The organism is Haloarcula sp. DT43, from assembly GCF_037078405.1.
GTDB lineage: Archaea > Halobacteriota > Halobacteria > Halobacteriales > Haloarculaceae > Haloarcula > Haloarcula brevis.
This window is the reverse complement of the sequence record NZ_JAYMGZ010000004.1, coordinates 455,065-471,385: the sequence shown is the minus strand read 5'-3', so window position 1 is coordinate 471,385 and position 16,321 is coordinate 455,065. Positions and strand designations below refer to the sequence as shown.

At 57.1% G+C, this 16,321-nt stretch carries 10 protein-coding genes and 2 pseudogenes; 4 read left to right on the top strand and 8 right to left on the bottom strand.

Annotation, left to right across the window (positions count from 1 at the left end; genetic code table 11):
• Window positions 1-3 precede the first annotated feature (3 nt).
• The 5 genes from VI123_RS17050 to VI123_RS17030 form a co-directional block, all read right to left on the bottom strand.
• Window positions 4-396, bottom strand: coding sequence for a secondary thiamine-phosphate synthase enzyme YjbQ (locus VI123_RS17050; RefSeq protein WP_336339260.1), 393 nt, complete (start codon window positions 394-396; stop codon window positions 4-6).
• A 78-nt stretch (window positions 397-474) separates the two neighbouring features.
• Window positions 475-2,514, bottom strand: a complete 2,040-nt coding sequence (locus VI123_RS17045; RefSeq protein WP_336339259.1) for a SpoVR family protein — start codon at window positions 2,512-2,514, stop codon at window positions 475-477.
• Window positions 2,511-3,827, bottom strand: coding sequence for a YeaH/YhbH family protein (locus VI123_RS17040; RefSeq protein ID WP_336339258.1), 1,317 nt, complete (start codon window positions 3,825-3,827; stop codon window positions 2,511-2,513). The genes VI123_RS17045 and VI123_RS17040 overlap by 4 nt, the downstream gene beginning before the upstream one ends.
• Window positions 3,818-6,100 carry a PrkA family serine protein kinase gene (locus VI123_RS17035; protein WP_336339257.1) on the bottom strand — a complete coding sequence of 761 codons (2,283 nt, stop codon included), beginning with the start codon at window positions 6,098-6,100 and terminating at the stop codon, window positions 3,818-3,820. Before VI123_RS17035 ends, VI123_RS17040 begins: the two co-directional genes overlap by 10 nt.
• Entirely contained in the window at window positions 6,100-8,172 is a 2,073-nt protein-coding gene (locus tag VI123_RS17030) for a PrkA family serine protein kinase (protein ID WP_336339256.1), read from the bottom strand. Before VI123_RS17030 ends, VI123_RS17035 begins: the two co-directional genes overlap by 1 nt.
• A gap of 570 nt (window positions 8,173-8,742) precedes the next feature.
• On the opposite strand from VI123_RS17030, the gene VI123_RS17025 reads away from it, so the two are divergent.
• Together VI123_RS17025 and VI123_RS17020 are read left to right on the top strand one after the other, a co-directional pair.
• Window positions 8,743-9,120, top strand: a complete 378-nt coding sequence (locus tag VI123_RS17025; protein WP_336339255.1) for a DUF5820 family protein — start codon at window positions 8,743-8,745, stop codon at window positions 9,118-9,120.
• 32 nt (window positions 9,121-9,152) lie between these two features.
• Complete coding sequence (locus VI123_RS17020; protein ID WP_336339254.1) at window positions 9,153-9,605, top strand: UPF0179 family protein; 453 nt, start codon at window positions 9,153-9,155, stop codon at window positions 9,603-9,605.
• A 325-nt stretch (window positions 9,606-9,930) separates the two neighbouring features.
• On the opposite strand, the pseudogene VI123_RS17015 reads toward VI123_RS17020, so the two are convergent.
• Window positions 9,931-10,563: pseudogene (locus VI123_RS17015) on the bottom strand (IS5 family transposase); the annotation flags it as partial.
• Between VI123_RS17015 and VI123_RS17010 the strand changes: the two are divergent.
• Window positions 10,562-10,974 (top strand): annotated as a pseudogene (locus VI123_RS17010) (transposase); the annotation flags it as partial. The pseudogenes VI123_RS17015 and VI123_RS17010 sit on opposite strands and share 2 nt — an antisense overlap.
• An 864-nt stretch (window positions 10,975-11,838) precedes the next feature.
• On the opposite strand, the gene VI123_RS17005 reads toward VI123_RS17010, so the two are convergent.
• Both VI123_RS17005 and VI123_RS17000 read right to left on the bottom strand, forming a co-directional pair.
• A complete protein-coding gene (locus tag VI123_RS17005) occupies window positions 11,839-13,272 on the bottom strand; it encodes an oligosaccharide flippase family protein (protein ID WP_336339253.1) in 1,434 nt (477 codons plus the stop codon).
• Between the two features lie 15 nt (window positions 13,273-13,287).
• Complete coding sequence (locus tag VI123_RS17000; RefSeq protein ID WP_336339252.1) at window positions 13,288-14,508, bottom strand: glycosyltransferase; 1,221 nt, start codon at window positions 14,506-14,508, stop codon at window positions 13,288-13,290.
• 896 nt (window positions 14,509-15,404) lie between these two features.
• Here VI123_RS17000 and VI123_RS16995 point away from each other — a divergent pair.
• Entirely contained in the window at window positions 15,405-16,319 is a 915-nt protein-coding gene (locus tag VI123_RS16995) for a hypothetical protein (RefSeq protein ID WP_336339251.1), read from the top strand.
• The last annotated feature ends 2 nt before the right edge of the window (window positions 16,320-16,321 follow it).

Genomic DNA, 16,321 nt, shown 5'->3' with positions numbered 1-16,321 from the left:
CGCTCAGTCAGTGACCACGACGTCGACGGCCCGCTCGCGGGGCCCGTCACAGTCGACCAGCAGCACGGACTGCCAGGTCCCGACGTCTAGGTCCCCGTCGCGGACGGGAATCGTCTCGCTTGACCCGACGAGCATCGCCCGGACGTGCGAGTCCGCGTTGCCGTCCAGCTCGTCGTGGTCCCAGCCGCTGTCCGGGACGAGGGCCCCGAGCGCGTCGCCGAGGTCCCCGAGCAGTCGCGGCTCGGCCTCGTTGACAGTGATACCAGCGGTGGTGTGTCTGACGAACACCGTACAGGTCCCCTCGGCGGCGTCCGGAATCGCGTCCCGGACCCGCTCGGTGATGTCGACGACCGAGAGCCGGTCGTCGGTCGTGACGGTGAATCGATTCGTGGACATACCTGCGCCCACGAGCGGGCGGGACTCAAACGTACCGTTACGCCCGATACTGGCGGTCGAACGGCCCAGCGTTCGACCTCACGCCAGCCACTCGTCGGGCTTGGTGTTGTAGTCGATGTCGGTCGCGGTGAGGTGTTCGACCTCGCTCCAGTCGACGTCGGTGACGGTCACGCTCTCCCCGTCGTAGCGGATGCGCTTGCCGACCTCCTCCGGTTCGGGCTCGCGGTCGCGGCGCTTCGCCACCTCCACGTCGTGGTCGTCGAACTCCTTGACGATGGTCAGGAGGTTCACCGGGCGGCCCCACAGCTCGAAGGTCCGCTTGAGCACCTCCTTCGCCTGCCCGATGTCGAGCATCACGCCGTTGTACTGGTGGGCCAGCAGCAGTTCGTTGCGGTTCTGGTAGTTGCCGTCCTCGACGACGATGGTCGGCTTACCGAAGTTGGTGAACTGCAGCATCAGCTTCTTCTTGACGTCCTCGTGGTCCGTCGAGGTCACGCGGTAGTCGCCCGAGGCGTGGGTGTACTCGTAGGTGAAGTAGTCGTTGTCGTCGACGAACTCCTGGGTGAGGAACTCGTCGAGGAAGGTCACGTCGTTGTGGCTCTCCCGGATTTCCCGCATGCGCTCCCAGCCGCGGGTGTAGTCCACGTCGGCCAGGGCGTCTTCGACGCTGTCGTAGCGCGAATCGTCGAACATGTAGCGGGCGGTCCGCTCCAGCTCCTCCTGGCCGACCCGGGAGACGAAGCCGCGGTACTGGGGCTTGACGAGCGAGTAGTGTCGCTGGGCCAGTCCCTCGTAGGTCAGGACCTTCCAGGGGTACTGCTCGACGTCGACCTCGCCGGCGCGGGCCGCTGCCAGTCCCTCGCTGTCCACGCGGGGGTCTTCCGGGTCGAGGTCGTCCAGGTGGCCCGGTACGTCGGTGAGCCACGCCGGCGGTTCGAGGAGTTCCTGGACCCGTTCGTAGTCGACGCTGTCGTCGAAGTTCCGCCAGGTGATGCCCTCGACGCGGAGCAGGCGCTCGACGACCTCCCGGCGGTTCTCCGTGTTCTCGACGTACTCCCAGATTTCCAGCCCGAGGCTGTAGGGGTTCAGCCCGCCCGACCCCAGCACCTTCGACATGTGGTCGGAGTAGAGGATGAACTCGTCGTCGCCGGCGAACCCCTCGCCGGTCATCATCAGGGACTCCCAGTAGCTCGCCCACCCCTCGTTCATCACCTTCGTCATCTTCTGCGGGGCGAAGTAGTACGCCTCGCGGCGGAGCAGTTCCAGCAGTTCCTTCTGCCAGTCCTCCATCTCCATCGCCCGCTCGGCGTCCGCGTCGTACCGCATCCCGTGCTTGCGCAGGAAGCCCAGGACGTCCTTCTCGGGTTCGGCGGGGAACGTGACGTTCTCGTCGTCGTCGCGCTGGGCGTCCAGCCACTCGTCGTCGAACACCTGCCGTTTGACCTCCTCGGAGAGGTCGAGGTCCTCCAGCTGGTCGGTCACGTCGGCCCCTTCGATGTCCTCGAACTCCTCGGGGACCGTCTCGACGGGGCTGTAGGGGACGTGCTGGTCGATGTTGTCCTCCAGGCAGAGGACGTGGTCGATGAACCGCTCGACCGCGGCCCGCTCGATGTCGGGGTCCTGCATGTACTCCTGGATGGTGTCGCCGTGGCGGGCTAACATTCCGGCGGCGTCGGGGCCGCGGCGGCGCTCCCCGCCTGCGTCGTCGGTCGCGGTCCGCGAGGAGCCGTCGGTGAACATGCGAAACCACTCGTTGTTGGCGAAGAAGTCCGCGTGGGCCTCGACGTGGGTGATGACCGCTTTCTGGTCGGCCAGCGTGTTGGACTCCTGGAGGAATGCGTGGGCGGGGTCGTCGTTGTTGACGATTTCGAAGGCCTTCCCGCCGAGGAACTGGCCCTGCTTTTGCTGGCGGTCGTACTGCATCCCCCAGCGCCAGTGCGGGTATCGCTGCTGGAACCCGCCGTAGGCGATGAGTTCGTTCATCTCGTCGTAGTCGACTATCCAGTAGTTCACCGGATATGGCTTCAGCCCGAGCTTCCGGGCGAGGTTGCCGGCCTCCTCGACGGGCTCGTCGAGGTCGTCGGCCACGCGCTGTTTCGCGAATCTGTCGTCGTTCATTGGTCCTCCGTGCTGAGTATCTCGTAGATAGCGTCCACCACGTCCTCCGGCGAGGAGACGTACGCGACCGCGACGTTGTCGGCGTCCCGGAAGGAGCGTTCGACCTCCTCGGCGTGGGTGGCGTTGATGGCGTTGCCGCTCGGCTGGGTCTCCACGTAGGCGTGGAGGTTCGCCGGGATCTGCTTCATCAGCGGGACCACCTTCTCCTCGGTGTCGTTCGAGGAGTTCTCGCTGTCGCCCGCCGCGAACACGTAGCGGTTCCACTCGCTCCAGGGGTACTCCTCTTCGAGGATGGCGGCCGCGAGTTCGTAGGCGCTGGAGATGCGCGTCCCGCCGCCCGAGCGGATGCCGAAGAACTCCTCGCGTTCGACCTCCCAGGCGTCCGCGTCGTGGGCGATGTAGACGAACTCGGCGTTGTCGTACTTGCCCTGCAGATACCAGTCAAGCGGCGTGAACGTCCGCTCGACGAGTTCGCGCTTCTTCTGGCGCATCGACCCCGACACGTCCCGGATGTTGACCACGACGACGTTCTTCTCCCGTTCCTCGACGATTTCGGGGTAGCGGTAGCGCTCGTCCTCGCGGCGGAACGGAATCTGGTCGACGCCCTCCCGGCGGATGCGCTGGGACGTTTCGACGCGCTCGACGTTGTCCTCCATCTCCTCGATGGAGTCCCAGACGGCCCGCTCGTCGGCGGGCAGTTCCTCGTAGGCGTCGTCTATCCACGCCTTCGAGACGGGCATGTTCTGCTCGCGGGTCCACTCGTAGACGGTGGCCGGCCCCCAGCCGTCGACTTTCAGCGCCTCGCGGACGTAGTCCTCGTCGAAGTCCATCGCGAGCTTGCGCTTGAGGCCCTTCTTGAACAGCCGCTCGAAGTCGAGCGTCGAGGAGGGGCCGGTCCGCGTGATGTCCGTGAAGTCGCCCTCCTTCTCCTCGATGACCTTCTTGCCCTTCGGTTCGAGGTCGAGCCCGAGCCGTTCGTCGAGCTCCTCGGCGAACTCCTCGGGGTCCATCTCGTAGTACTCGTGTTCGCCGCCCTCTTCGCCGGGGTCGCCGTCCTCGCCGTCGTCGCCGTCGCCGGGCTGGGGCTGTGGCTGGCCGACCGGGTCGCCCTCCTCGGCCCCCTCGCCCTGGCCGACGCCGCCCTGGTCGCGCTGGTCGTACTCGAACTCGGGGAGGTCGATAATCTTGATCGGGATGCGGACGGAGTCGCCCCGGGACTGGCCGAGGTCGCCGTACTGGATGAACTCTGAGAGGTCCTGGCGGCGCTCCTCGCCCACGTCGCGGTACCGTTCGAGGTCGTCTTTCAGTCCCATCTGTAACTCACCTGGCTCATGACGTGCCTGCTCGTCAGTTCGGCCGACGCCTCGGTGTAGTCGAACATCTCGACCATGTTGTCGAGCGTCTTGGCTTTGAGGCGGGCCGTCTCGGTCCCGGACGGGGGGTTGTCCCACTGCCCGGGCTCGAAGTCCGCATAGGTCCGCTGGATGTCGTCCCAGTCGTAGCTGCCGAGGACGGTGTTGATGACCGGAATCTCCTTGGGGTTGACGTCGCCGACGCGGAACTCCTCGTCGCGGCGCTGCCACGCGTGGCGGTTCAGCGCCGTGATTATCTTGTCGGTGCGGAACTGCTCGACGGCGTGGTCGGGGTCGTTGCCGTCGTAGTTCTTCTCGTCGAACCGGCCCAGGTGCTCGATTTCGAACACCTTCATCTTCAGCGGGTCCGGGTCGACGAGTTCGCCCCGCTCGTTCTCTATCTGGTCGTCGGACTCCCAGGCGTAGACGTGCTCGATGTACTCCTCGACGGTCGCCTCGTCGACGCGCTTGTCCCGCATCATCGCGTCGAGCACGTCCTGTTCCTGCTGGCCGAAGATGTAGTTCTTGACAGTCACGACGCGCTCCTCGTACTCCGTGGCCTCGCCGGTCGAGAACACGGGGGCGTCCTCCAGCCCCTCGGCGACTGCGTTGAGCACGTCCCGCGGCATCAGCACGTGCTCGACCGGGAGGTCGGGGTGGTGGCGGTCCTGTGGCTCGTGCAGCAGGTCGGCGATGATGTCACGGACGTAGGTGACCGGGATGCCGTGGTCGCCGTCTCCGGCGGTGGTCTCCAGGTCGTAGTCCTCGATGTCGACCCGCTCGTCGCCCTCCATCAGGTAGCCCCGGTCGAACAGCAGGGCCTTGTCCACGAGGTCCAGCCCGGTCGGTATCTCGGCGCTGTCGAGCCGCGAGACGACGGCGTACAGCGCCGCGGACTCGACGGTGTGGGGGGCCAGTTCCTTCTCGGTGGCCGTGGCCACCTCGTCCCGGACCGAGATGGTCAGGGGCTCCTGAATCCACGTCTCCAGTTCGTCCCAGGACTCGGGGTCCCAGACCGCAGTCTCGTTGGTCAGCTCCCGCCGCAGGAGCTGGGCCTCAAGCGAGAGGTTCGTCAAGTACGTGAACTCGTGTTTGTCCAGCCGGCGTTTCAGCGCCTTCAGCGGGTCCTGGCCCTCGCGGTCGGCGTGTTTGTTGAGCTGGGCTTCGAGGTCGGGGTTCGAGATGATGACTAGCTGTGTGTCGACGTCCATCCCGATGCCCTTGTCGAGTTTGACGTGGGACTCGTCGGGGACGTTCAGCAGCTTCTGGAGCAGGTCGGCGTGCTGGGCCGCGTCCTCGACGACGGTCAGCAGGCCGTTGCCCTGCGAGAGGACGCCGTCGTAGCTGAACGCCTGGGGGTTCTTCCGGCCCCGCGAATCGAGTTCACGGAGCATGCCGTGCATCCACGAGCCGACGAGCCGCTCCTTGGGCGTTCCCTCGTCCTCGGAGTGGAGGATGCCGATGCCCCGGCCCACGTCCACGACGAAGTTCTTCACCCGGAGGTGGGCGGGCTGTGTCACGGCGGAGAACAGGTCCGTCTCGCCCTGCCGGCGGTACTGCTCTTCGAGGAAGTCGTAGGCCTCCCGCGAGAACGGGTCGAGTTGGCCGTCGACGCGGATGGGGATGTGGTCGTCCAGCCGCTCGTTGACCTCGGCGAGCAGGTCCGCCCGCACGTCGTCGGGGAACACCGTCAGCGGGTGGGCCTGGACGGGGCTCTCGTACCAGTCGTCCTCGTCCTCGACGACAGCGTTCCCGTAGGTCATGCTCGTGGCGCTGCCGCCGGCCCCGGCGACGTTCCACTCGACGGTGTAGCGCCGCCCCGCTGGCGTCTTCGAGTACTCCCGCAGGCCGTTGATGAGACAGCGCTTCAGCTCGGACTTGCCCGTCGCCGTCGGGCCTTCGAGCCAGATTATCTTCTCGTCTTTCCCGCGGCCCGCCGCGATGGAGCGCAGGTCGTCGACGAAGGCGTTCAGCACTTCGGTGTTGCCCAGGATGGCGTGCTCGCCGTCGTTGTGCGGGTCGTCGAAGAAGCGGTAGCGCTCCTTCTCCTCGCCCTCCTCGATGACGGTTCGGGTGCCCGCCGCCTCGATTGCGTCGAGCAGGTACTTCGAGGCGTGGGCCGCGACCTGGGGCGTTTCGAGGACGGTGTCGACGTACTCCGCGAGGCTCATCGGGGCCTCGTAGGCGGCGTCGAGCGACGCGTCCGCGCGGTCGATGTACTCCTCGCCTGTCATTACTCTTCCATCTCGCTTTTGGCGACCTCCGCACCGGCGAACTCGAGCACTTCCTTGGCCCCCTCCTCGGAGTAGCCCTGCTCGATGAGGGCGTCTATCCACTGGTTGCGCTCCTCGTCGTCCATCTCCGAACTGGAGACCAGCGCCGAGAAGTTGATGTTGTGTTTCTTGTCCTCCCAGAGCTTGCGTTCGAGCGCGCGTCGCAGGCGGTCGTTGTCCTGCGGATTGAACGTGTCACCCTCGCGTGCGCGTCGGGACACCCAGTTGGACACTTCCTGTCGGAAGTCGTCCTTGCGGTCCTCGGGGAGATTGAGCTTCTCCTCGACGGACCGGAGGAACTGCTCGTCGGGCTCCTGCTCGCGGCCGGTGAGTTCGTCCTCGACGGTCGCGTCGTCGATGTAGGCCATCACGTGGTCCATGTACTTCTCGCCCTGGCGCTGAATCTCGTCCATGTCGTACGCCAGCGCGTGGCGCACGTCCTCGATGGCCCGCTCCTTGTACTCCTCGCGGACGAGTTCGAGGAAGCGGTAGTACTTGCTGAACGACTCCTCGTCGATGGAGCCGTGGTTTTCGAGGTTGCCTTCGAGGTGGTTGAACGTCGTCAGCGGCGAGAGGAAGTCGCGGCTCCGGTGCATCGAGTCCATGATGGCCTCGGCGATTTCGTCGCCGATGAACCGCGGGGAGACGCCGTCCATCCCCTCGCCGATGTCGGCCATCTTCTCGGCCTCCTCGCGGAGCTTCTTGACGTCCACGTCGTCGGCCTCGTCGATTTCGCCGTTGTAGGCCTTGGCCTTCTGGATGAGGTCTATCGATTCGTTGTCGGGCTCCTCGATTCGGGTGAGGACGCCGAACAGCCCCGCCATCTCCAGGGTGTGGGGCTCGACCTGGATGTCCGGCAGGTCGGCGTTGCGCAGCATCTTCTGGTAAATCTGGGCCTCGGCCTCGTACTGGAGGACGTAGGGGAAGTCGATGCGCTTGGTCCGGTCGTTGAACGCCTCCATCTTCTCGTCGCCCTTCTTGTCCCGGTACTCGGGCATGTTCGTCCGGCCGACGATGACCTGGTCGATGTCGATGCGGGGGTTGTTCTTGGGCTTGATAGTCTGCTCCTGACTCGCGTGCAGGAAGTCATAGAGGAACTCCCGCTGGAGTTTCAGTAGCTCCTCGCCCGAGAAGATGCCGCGGTTGGCGTTACAGAACGCCCCGGAGTAGTCGAACGCTCGCGGGTCGCTCTCGCCGTAGATGGCGATTTTCGAGTAGTTGACGTCGCCGGTCAGCTCCGTCTCGTCCTGGTTTTTCTTGTCCTTCGGTTCGAAGGTCTCGATACCGCGTCGCTGGTTCTCGTCGGCGACGAAGCGGACGATTTCGACGTGGTTCTCCAGGACGGCCTGGAGGTCGTCGTCGTACTCGGCCAGCAGGCGGTCCATGTAGAACTCCGAGGCGGGGTCCAGCGACTGCTCGTTCCGGATGGTGTATGGGGCGTCGAGCGCCGCGTTGATGTCCTCGATGACCCTGTCGCGTTGCGCCTGTGGCAGGAGCACGAGCGGGTCCTGGTTCATCGGCGACCGGACCACGTCGTCGGCGGGGTCCTGGTCGTGGACGACGTCACAGAGGTTCGTCCACCGGAACGTGTACATCCGGCCCTCGTCCCGGCTCGTGTAGTCCTCGAAGTAGCGCCGGACCTGTCGGTCGAAGTCGGACTTGCCCGACCCGACCGGGCCCAGCAGCAGTTTGATGCGTTTCTCTGGGCCGAGCCCGCGGGCACCGGATTTGACCTTGTTCACGAACTCGTGGATAGCCTCGTGGATGACGCGCCCGTAGAAGGTGTTCTCGCCGTCGTTGAGCGGGTCCTCGCTCGCCAGTTCGTACTCGACCACGCCGGCCTCCTCGTCGTAGGTCTTGCCGTAGTAGTCGAACATGTCCGCCACGCGCTGGTGGGCGTTGCGGGCGATTTTCGGTTCGTCGTACAGCTGTTCCAGATACCAGTCGAACGTGTTCGTCTTCCGGAGGTCCGCCGGTATCGTGTCACGGTACTCCTTGCTCAGCGCTTCGAGTGTCTCTTTGTTCTTGCTCATGCTATCTCAGTAGTTCGCCGTGGTCGACCGCCGCGGGACGGCCCCGCCGCTGTGTGTCCATGTCGTCGGTACCACCCGCTCGGTGTGTGACCACGTACAGCCGCCGAATCACCCTTCGCCGCGGGATGACGGGTGTGCCTTTCCATGGCTGACCTGCCCGGCGGAACGCGGGGACTGTTCCGACCAGGTGTGGTAACGGACAACAGTCGAGAACTGTTTCCGATACTATTTATTATACGAGTTCTGCTTCTATAAGAACTTTGCTTCTCTGTGGGTATACCGCCGGCAAATCCCGGCGCGATCATCGGTCGAATACGGGGACGGCGGGCCACAGGTGTGTTACCGTACTTCATTCATTTTTCGTTTGCTTATATACCATGTCGCTTGTCAACTGTTCTCTCTGGTGGGTCGGCCAGTGTTTAGCGCTGGATTGATGTGAATCTGTTGCTGGACTGATTGGCATCTGGCAACGGATGACATGATATGTGGCCCGGCCACTCGTAGTTGCCGTCGTACGAACTAGCCCCCGCGGACCAGCGGATTCTTGCCGGTCCGCGCGAACCGGGTGGTATGGACCTGTCGGCCCTTCCCGACGACTGGACGGTGTGGAACGAGACCGACGACAAGCTCATTCTCGCGTATCGCCCGGACGTCTTCGACTCCGAGCAGTTCCCGGCCCCCTGTCTCCCGACCATCTATCTCACGCGCGGTAAACGGACCCGCCGCCCCGGCGCTGACCGGACCGGGGAGAGTTGGTACGTCACCTTCTACTTGGAACCCGATGTCGAGCGCGACGCCGACTCCTACGAGCGCCGCGACGCCGCCGTCGAGGGTGCCGTGGAGCTGGCGACTCGGTTCGCCGACGGTGACCTGGACTACCGGTCGCTGTACCAAGTGCCCCGCGAAGCCTATCTGGACAAACTGGACGACCTGACCGGGCGGTCATGATGCTTTACCGTGGCGGCGTTCTATAGCTCGGTATGACTACTGTCACGCTCGTCGGAACGCGCCTTGCCGAGGCTGGCACGGAGTTCGTCTACCGCGGCGAAGCCAGCGGCTGTGCGGGCTGTCCCTACCGCGACCAATGTCTCAATCTGACGACCGGGACCCGCTACCGGATTACCAACGTTCGACAGAGCGGCCAAACGCTAGACTGTGCTATGCACGACAACGGCGTTCGGGCCGTCGAGGTCGAGCCCGCGCCGATTCGGGCCAATGTTCCGTCGAAGGGTGCGTACGCCGGCAGCAAGGCGTCGCTGATGGGTCCCTGTCCGCACACTGAATGTCCTAGTCATCCCTACTGTGAGCCTGCTGGGGCTGAGTTCGATGAGGAATATCGGATATCTGAGATTGTTGGTGACCCGCCCCACGACTACTGTATGCTAGACCGAAATCTGACGTTAGTGGAGTTGGGAGCGGCTGAGGATCGCTGAAATCGTCTTTATGCCGACCGGTAACGTCCGGACCTAAACGGTAGTCTTCAGACTGGTAGTGATCAGTAGTGATCAAGTTGCTAAAATTACTACGGTGTAGTAAATCTGTTGCTCGTTCAAACCTGTGTATTCTGGCCTGCTGCTCCCACATATCAGACAGTGATTCGATGTGTTGAAGTACAGCGCTAACAGCACAGACCGCTGGTGGAAAATCAATGAATCCGTGTTCACTGGCACTAGTGAATATTGTTGATGGTCCCAATTTATCGGCCAGTCTAAGCTCTGAAGCAATTGGCCGTGGTGAATCGCCAGACGGAGTTTGATTTCACTGTTTCACCGCCTGCTTGATGTTGTGAACGGTACACATCAGGACGAGTTCACGGAATTCACCGTACCAAGTTCGCGCACGCACGGCGTCGCCGAGCGCGCGCTTATTCGTTGAGAAGACGGTCTCACACACTGCTCGTTGGCGGTAGCGAGATCCATCAATCCGCGCGTTGTGCGCGTGATTGATGGGCCGGAACTCACGATGTTTGATTAGCGGTCTCACACCTTCTTCGCGGAGTTTTTCGCGTAATTCCATCCAGTCGTAGCCTTTGTCCGCAGCGAGGCTGGCGAGGTCGCCCGCGTTGCGGCGGGCGACCTGCCAGCTGAGCTGTGTGTCGTGGCGTTTCTCGGTCGTACAGTGAACATCCAGAATAGCCCGGCTTTCTGTGTCGACGAGAGCAGTTGTTTTGAGCGTTTGAACACGGTAATTCGTCCGGCGACAGTAGTGCTTGCTAGCGTTTTCTCGATCGAAAAACGTCGCGTCGATAGCGGCATGGCCGCTTGGGTCGTGCAGCTGCGCCGATAGGCGCAGCAGCACTCGCCAGAGTGCTGTCTTGATTCTGTCAAACCACTTGACCAGTGTCGAGTGGTCGGGGAGATCGGGCGCGTCGAGGCCGATCTCCCCGAGTATTCACGAAGACAAGCCGCCCGTGTTCCTCCTCGCTGACTCCGGCACGGGAGAAACGTACGTTCATCCGGCGAAAGCCGCCGATGAGTCAACGATTCGACTCCTGCTTGACGACCGCAAAGAGGAGTCGCTGACTGTCTACACCGAGGCTTTCGGGCGTATGAACAACTCGACGAGGACAACATATTCGACCGCCAGTACGTCGTCCACGGCGAGGGTGAATACGCTGATGGAGACGTGCACGTCAACACCTGCGAGAGCCACGCGTCGCTGGCGCGACGGTGGCTCTCGCCTCATCGAGGTGTCTCCAAAGACAAACTCACACCCTATCTCAGAGCGTTACAGCTTCGAAAACGCGTCCGCCGAAAACCCGGCGACGAAGCACTCAAAACCATCCTCGAAACAGCGCTATGACGCCACCAACAATCGCTTACCCAAGAGCGCTGGCAGAAAGGAATCGGCCCGAGAGAACAAGATTGGCGGCCGGTTCCAATCTATACCTGTTCCATAACTCAGCCAAACATCTGGCGCGACATCAGAACTACGGGGTACCCACCGGGTAGTCCATTTTGGAGTAGAGACTTTCGGCGCTGCTTTGTTCGGGTTTCCTTGGTATCGCTCCAACAGCCCGGTAATACGGACGACGCCGTCATAGCCAGCCCTCCTGTGGATGTTCAGAAGATATTCGAGCATCCCCGCTCGCCGGTGAGCCACAACGAACTGGTGATACTATTGCTGTACCAGACCGGAGTTCGATCAGTCGAAATGGCCAACATCCAGCTTGCGGACATCGACTTCGGAAACACGAGATGGGAATCACGCCGGCGAAGGCAAATGCGGGCAGCGGGAACTACATCCGATACGACTACTACCACGAAAATTTGGACTACCTGATGTGTGGGTGGATTGAAAAGTAGCGCCAGTCCTACGTACCAGCCGGCGACTCTGATTACCTCTTTCTCACCCAGTAGAAGCCGAAGGTTCGGCCGAGTTTCATTGGTCGGACCGTAAAAGAGCAGGCCAAAGAGGCAGGCGTCAACGAGCCGATCACCTAAGACGCGAACGGAAACACGAGATGGATTTTGACTGCTCACACGCATTCCATTCGATGACGTCCAACTTAGCGAACGGGATGTATCCTTCCGATCCTAACGGAGACGGGATCGTCGTTCATATATTGCCAAGGTTCTCTATCGGAAGTTGGATTCAACGATGAAGTACGTCTCGACGGACTGAGGTCAGATTAGGTAGGTAGTTCGCAAGCGACCCCTTGATAGATCATAAGATGTTCGAATGTAGTATATTTCTCACTTCTGATCGAATAGGTTGATACAGAAGTACGAAGATACTGTAAGTTATAATACCTACAACTATCACCATGACAAGTTCAAAAATTGAGCTGATTTCCCGATTATTTTTGAATACGTATATAGTCAGACCCATTAGTGATGACGAGATGAGACTCCAGGCAGTTGCTGAAACTGGAAATCCTATATCAATAATAGTACTGAGATAATATGCTTGAATACCGGTATTTACAGCAAAAGAGATGGATGTTGCCAAAGCAGCTCCGACAATACCAAACTCCCAAATCAAAACTATGTTAAGTATAAAATTGATTAATATTGCCACAATTGTCGCATAAGCTGATAAATCAGGACGGTTTACTGCTTGAAGAGCTTGACCAAGAATGGCGTGAATTGATTGGAATATCTTCTCACCTGTTAGAATTATTAACGCAATCCATGCCACCGTAAATTCTGGGCCAAATAGAATACTTAGCAGATCTTTTGCGAGAATGACTGTGCCAACAAAGGCAGGAATAACAATTAATAACGATGGTAGTAGTGCTTTTGGAATAAGTGCTTCAATTCGATTAGTTGCATTTTCGGCGTTCCAACGACTAAACTGTGGAAAAAGAGTAGTAGCAATAGATTGGCTAAACAACACGACAATTAAGGATAGTCTCCAGGCATTTTCGTAAGCTCCGATCTCACCTCTGGTCACAGCGATATCAACAGCAACGAATACGGATAGAATGGCCACATCCATTGAACTATAGAAACGACTTCCAACAGATGAAATTACACTATATCTCCCGTAATCAAAAATTGATCGTGCATGAGTTATCGTTGGACGACCAATTGGAACTGAAACTTTCCACCAACCTATAATACTCATAATGATTGACCCGATCAGATAGCCATAAACAAGGGACTTAACTCCGTATCCTTGGGTATAGAAAATATAACCCATAGTCAACCAACTTAAGGGTCGGAGAACTTCAATAACAGCGGTTTCCCCTACTCGGAGTTCGCCACGAAGAATATGTAATGAGAATGTAGCGGCTTGACTAGCGTAAAGGGTGAGAATCAGAGCAATTGCTAGATTTATTCCCAGATATTGATTTATATATTCTCTACCAGAAAATAAAAATAAGCTTGTGATAGCTAAGAGCGAGGCTTTAAGTACAAGCGCAGTTCCGAGATACGAACTTTTCTCATTATCTTCGCTAATTCTCTTCTCTGTAGCCCCAGATATATCGAAATCAGATGGAATAGCAAGCAAAGTAAGGAGAGCGATGAAAGGGTAATAAACACCCATCGAATTTGCACCAAGCTCTCGTGAGAAAACAACCACAGCAAGAAATGATATAGCTGATTTACATAATCGTGCGACGAAGATTTGTAAGCCCGATCTAAATAAATCCATATAGGTATAGTAGAGTTATCTCTCTGATAGACCCTCTGTATTCGTGTCCTTGAGCCGGTTTTCTAAACGGTCAATAACCGACTCCCATGCATGATTCTTTTGGACATACCTTTTCCCTTTTTGTCGCACACTTTTGAACTTCTCCGGCTCTTTTAGACACTCAATCGCTAAATTAGCGAATTCTTGGGACTCATTTGCAAGAAGGAGTTCTTCACCTGGAGTAACAGTAGTTCCTTGAATACCATAGTCCGTCGTCAGTACTAGATTACCAGTAGCAAGACCTTCTAATAGTTTTACCTTCACACCTGCACCGCCGCGCAGGGGAACTACGACAAGATCAGCACCAACTAAATAGGGTTCCACTTGGCTTACACCGCCAGTCACAATTACATCTTCGATTTCAGAGAGTTGTTTTACTTCCTCGGTTGGGTCTTTACCTACAATTATAAACTGGGAGTTAGGAACTTCGTTCTTTATTTGTGGGAATATCTCTTCAGAAAACCATTTTACTGCATCAGTATTTAAGTGAGAGGTCATTGTACCAGTAAAAACAATTGAAGGCTGAGTTTGGGTCAGCTCTGCTGGCTCTGCCTTATCAAACCGTGCAATATCTACCCCAATCGGAGCCCATTCGAGTTGATCTGAAAGATCGGGATATCGATCCTCCACCCATCGTAGTTCAGCATTCGAAACAAATTCATATGCAGTATATGCATTTTTCTTGAAAAGGTTTTTTTCATACATGGCCATACGAGCCGTTTCAATAGCATATCCTATACTTTCAAATTTGGGGAAGGCTAGTTTTATTGTATTCCAATACCACTTATATTCTAGATTATGGACTCCAAGAAGTGTTTTCACCCCTTCTGGAACTGAGTAACCGGATACGTGGGTATGGTCAATGAATACTGCATTAATTCCCCGACTATCTACAAGCTTATTGATTTTCTGCTGCAATTGTGGAACTTTACTAAGTTGGATTATAAATGGAGTTAGAGGTTGAGATAAACTCTTGAGATATCCTATAACCCCTAACGAATTTTGATAACACTCGACAGATGACAGGTGACGGGATAATTCCTCGATTTCTTCATCATTGGGAGGTTCCGGTACAGAAGCTAGTAAATGAATATCGTGACCACGGTTTGAGAGACGACTAATCCAATTATAAATTACAATTCGATCTCCTGCATCAGGGGGATATGGAAATCCACGAGTGACCCATACAATTTCCATCAATTCAGTATCAGACCGTGATTGCTGATTAGTTTTCCCATATCCTAGGATAGGGGTCAACCAAGTGTTCCACGTGAAGATCTCCGTCACCAAGCACCGTCTATATGGAAAGTTCGCGGGGATTCGCAAGCGGAGATCGCCACAAACAGGTGTGTTCATCAAGAAGACAGCCTGGGAAATAGACTAATACGGATCTGAGGAGACTATGGGGTATCTACGCCTGTGGTTACCGTCGAATAGGATATTTGCGGGGGCAGACATCAAGGATCCGAGGTGCCGTGGGGTTTCCTACCTCGCCGAACCGTTGATGGGCGAGGTTACCAACCGGTGTAAGAACTAGTGGGTACGCTATACAGTGGAGAGATTGGAGGCGCTACTCCAGTTTCGTCTGGTGAACCACGCTGATCCAGACACTATCAGCTGTTCCTCGACGACCTACTCTAATGAGCGATCAAAAAAGTAATGAACTGTAGCTTCTCTATCGAGAGTCCAAAAGCAAAACCAAAGGCCGTTTTGTGACGCAACTTATTGTTCAACAATCGCACTCCTTTGGTCTAGCGGAAAAGGACCAGAGAAAGACAACGAAAGTAGAGGATGTTTGCTCCCCGATTTTCTACACCAAACTAAGGCGTACGTCCATAGTTCTTATCAGCGAACGAAGAGCGCATCTGCCGCAATTAATTGTCCGTCACTACGGGTTATATTGTTATAGAGGTTGAACAGTTTAAATCCACGATCCTCGAAAAAGGTTGCAACATCACAATGTGTTGGTTGGCCGTCATAGATAGGAGTAAAATGGACCTCGGTAAGGATAATCGAGATATCGGATAACAGAGATTCATAATCCGCCTGCCTCCTAGCGGAAGCTATTTGACTATGGTAGAGTAGAACTAGATATGCCCTCAACGTCGGATATTATCACCGGAGTCAAGAATCCTCAGTTATTTGGGAGATATATTAATCGAATACTCGGAGATCTAATTCCAAAATGGAATAATCAACACCAAGGCGTAGACTTTATGGAGGAAGATTGGGATAATCTTGTACTTTTAGATGCTTGTCGCTTTGATGCTTTTGCAGACGAGAACAATATCCCCGGGGAGTTGGAATATCGACATTCAAAGGGGTGCGCGACACCTGAATTTCTGGAAACCAATTTTGGATCAAAAGAACTCCATGATACAGTATATATTACAGCAAATGGGAAAATAGCGGCCCTTAGTGATACGATTACAGCTGAGTTTCACTCTGTGATACCACTTTTTTCCGAAGAATGGGATGATTCAATGGGGGTTGTGCCTCCCGAACGGGTTACTGAACGAGCGCTTGAGGAAGCGAGTAAATTCCCCAATAAACGGGTTATTGTACACTATGTGCAACCGCATATACCTTTTATTGGAGCGGACACCCAACCAGATAAACAAACCATCTTAGATGATAATATAGATCAGATTTTCTGGATGCGTGTTCTAACTGGAGAAATTGACCTTTCCAAAGATGAGTTGTGGGATGCCTATATCAAAACACTTCGAGTAACACTACCGCATGTGAGGGAACTAGCAGATGGACTCGAAGGAAAAACTGTAATAAGTGCTGACCATGGCAATGCATTTGGAGAACGAGCACGTCCAATTCCGGTTCGGGAATGGGGCCATCCTGCTGGCGTCTATATGGAGGAACTCACCAAGGTCCCTTGGCTGATTCAAGAAGGTGAGCGTAAGGAGATCACGCCAGAGGCACCGGTAAATTCAGAACTGGAGTTTGATGAGAGAGAAGTAGTTGACCAGCTTCGACATCTCGGCTATCGTTAGAA

Bases quoted from the DNA above. Each gene is read 5' to 3' on its own strand.
- VI123_RS17050 (WP_336339260.1), bottom strand. From the start codon at position 396: ATGTCCACGAATCGATTCACCGTCACGACCGACGACCGGCTCTCGGTC.
- VI123_RS17045 (WP_336339259.1), bottom strand. From the start codon at position 2,514: ATGAACGACGACAGATTCGCGAAACAGCGCGTGGCCGACGACCTCGAC.
- VI123_RS17040 (WP_336339258.1), bottom strand. From the start codon at position 3,827: ATGGGACTGAAAGACGACCTCGAACGGTACCGCGACGTGGGCGAGGAG.
- VI123_RS17035 (WP_336339257.1), bottom strand. From the start codon at position 6,100: ATGACAGGCGAGGAGTACATCGACCGCGCGGACGCGTCGCTCGACGCC.
- VI123_RS17030 (WP_336339256.1), bottom strand. From the start codon at position 8,172: ATGAGCAAGAACAAAGAGACACTCGAAGCGCTGAGCAAGGAGTACCGT.
- VI123_RS17025 (WP_336339255.1), top strand. From the start codon at position 8,743: ATGGACCTGTCGGCCCTTCCCGACGACTGGACGGTGTGGAACGAGACC.
- VI123_RS17020 (WP_336339254.1), top strand. From the start codon at position 9,153: ATGACTACTGTCACGCTCGTCGGAACGCGCCTTGCCGAGGCTGGCACG.
- VI123_RS17005 (WP_336339253.1), bottom strand. From the start codon at position 13,272: ATGGATTTATTTAGATCGGGCTTACAAATCTTCGTCGCACGATTATGT.
- VI123_RS17000 (WP_336339252.1), bottom strand. From the start codon at position 14,508: ATGGAAATTGTATGGGTCACTCGTGGATTTCCATATCCCCCTGATGCA.
- VI123_RS16995 (WP_336339251.1), top strand. From the start codon at position 15,405: ATGCCCTCAACGTCGGATATTATCACCGGAGTCAAGAATCCTCAGTTA.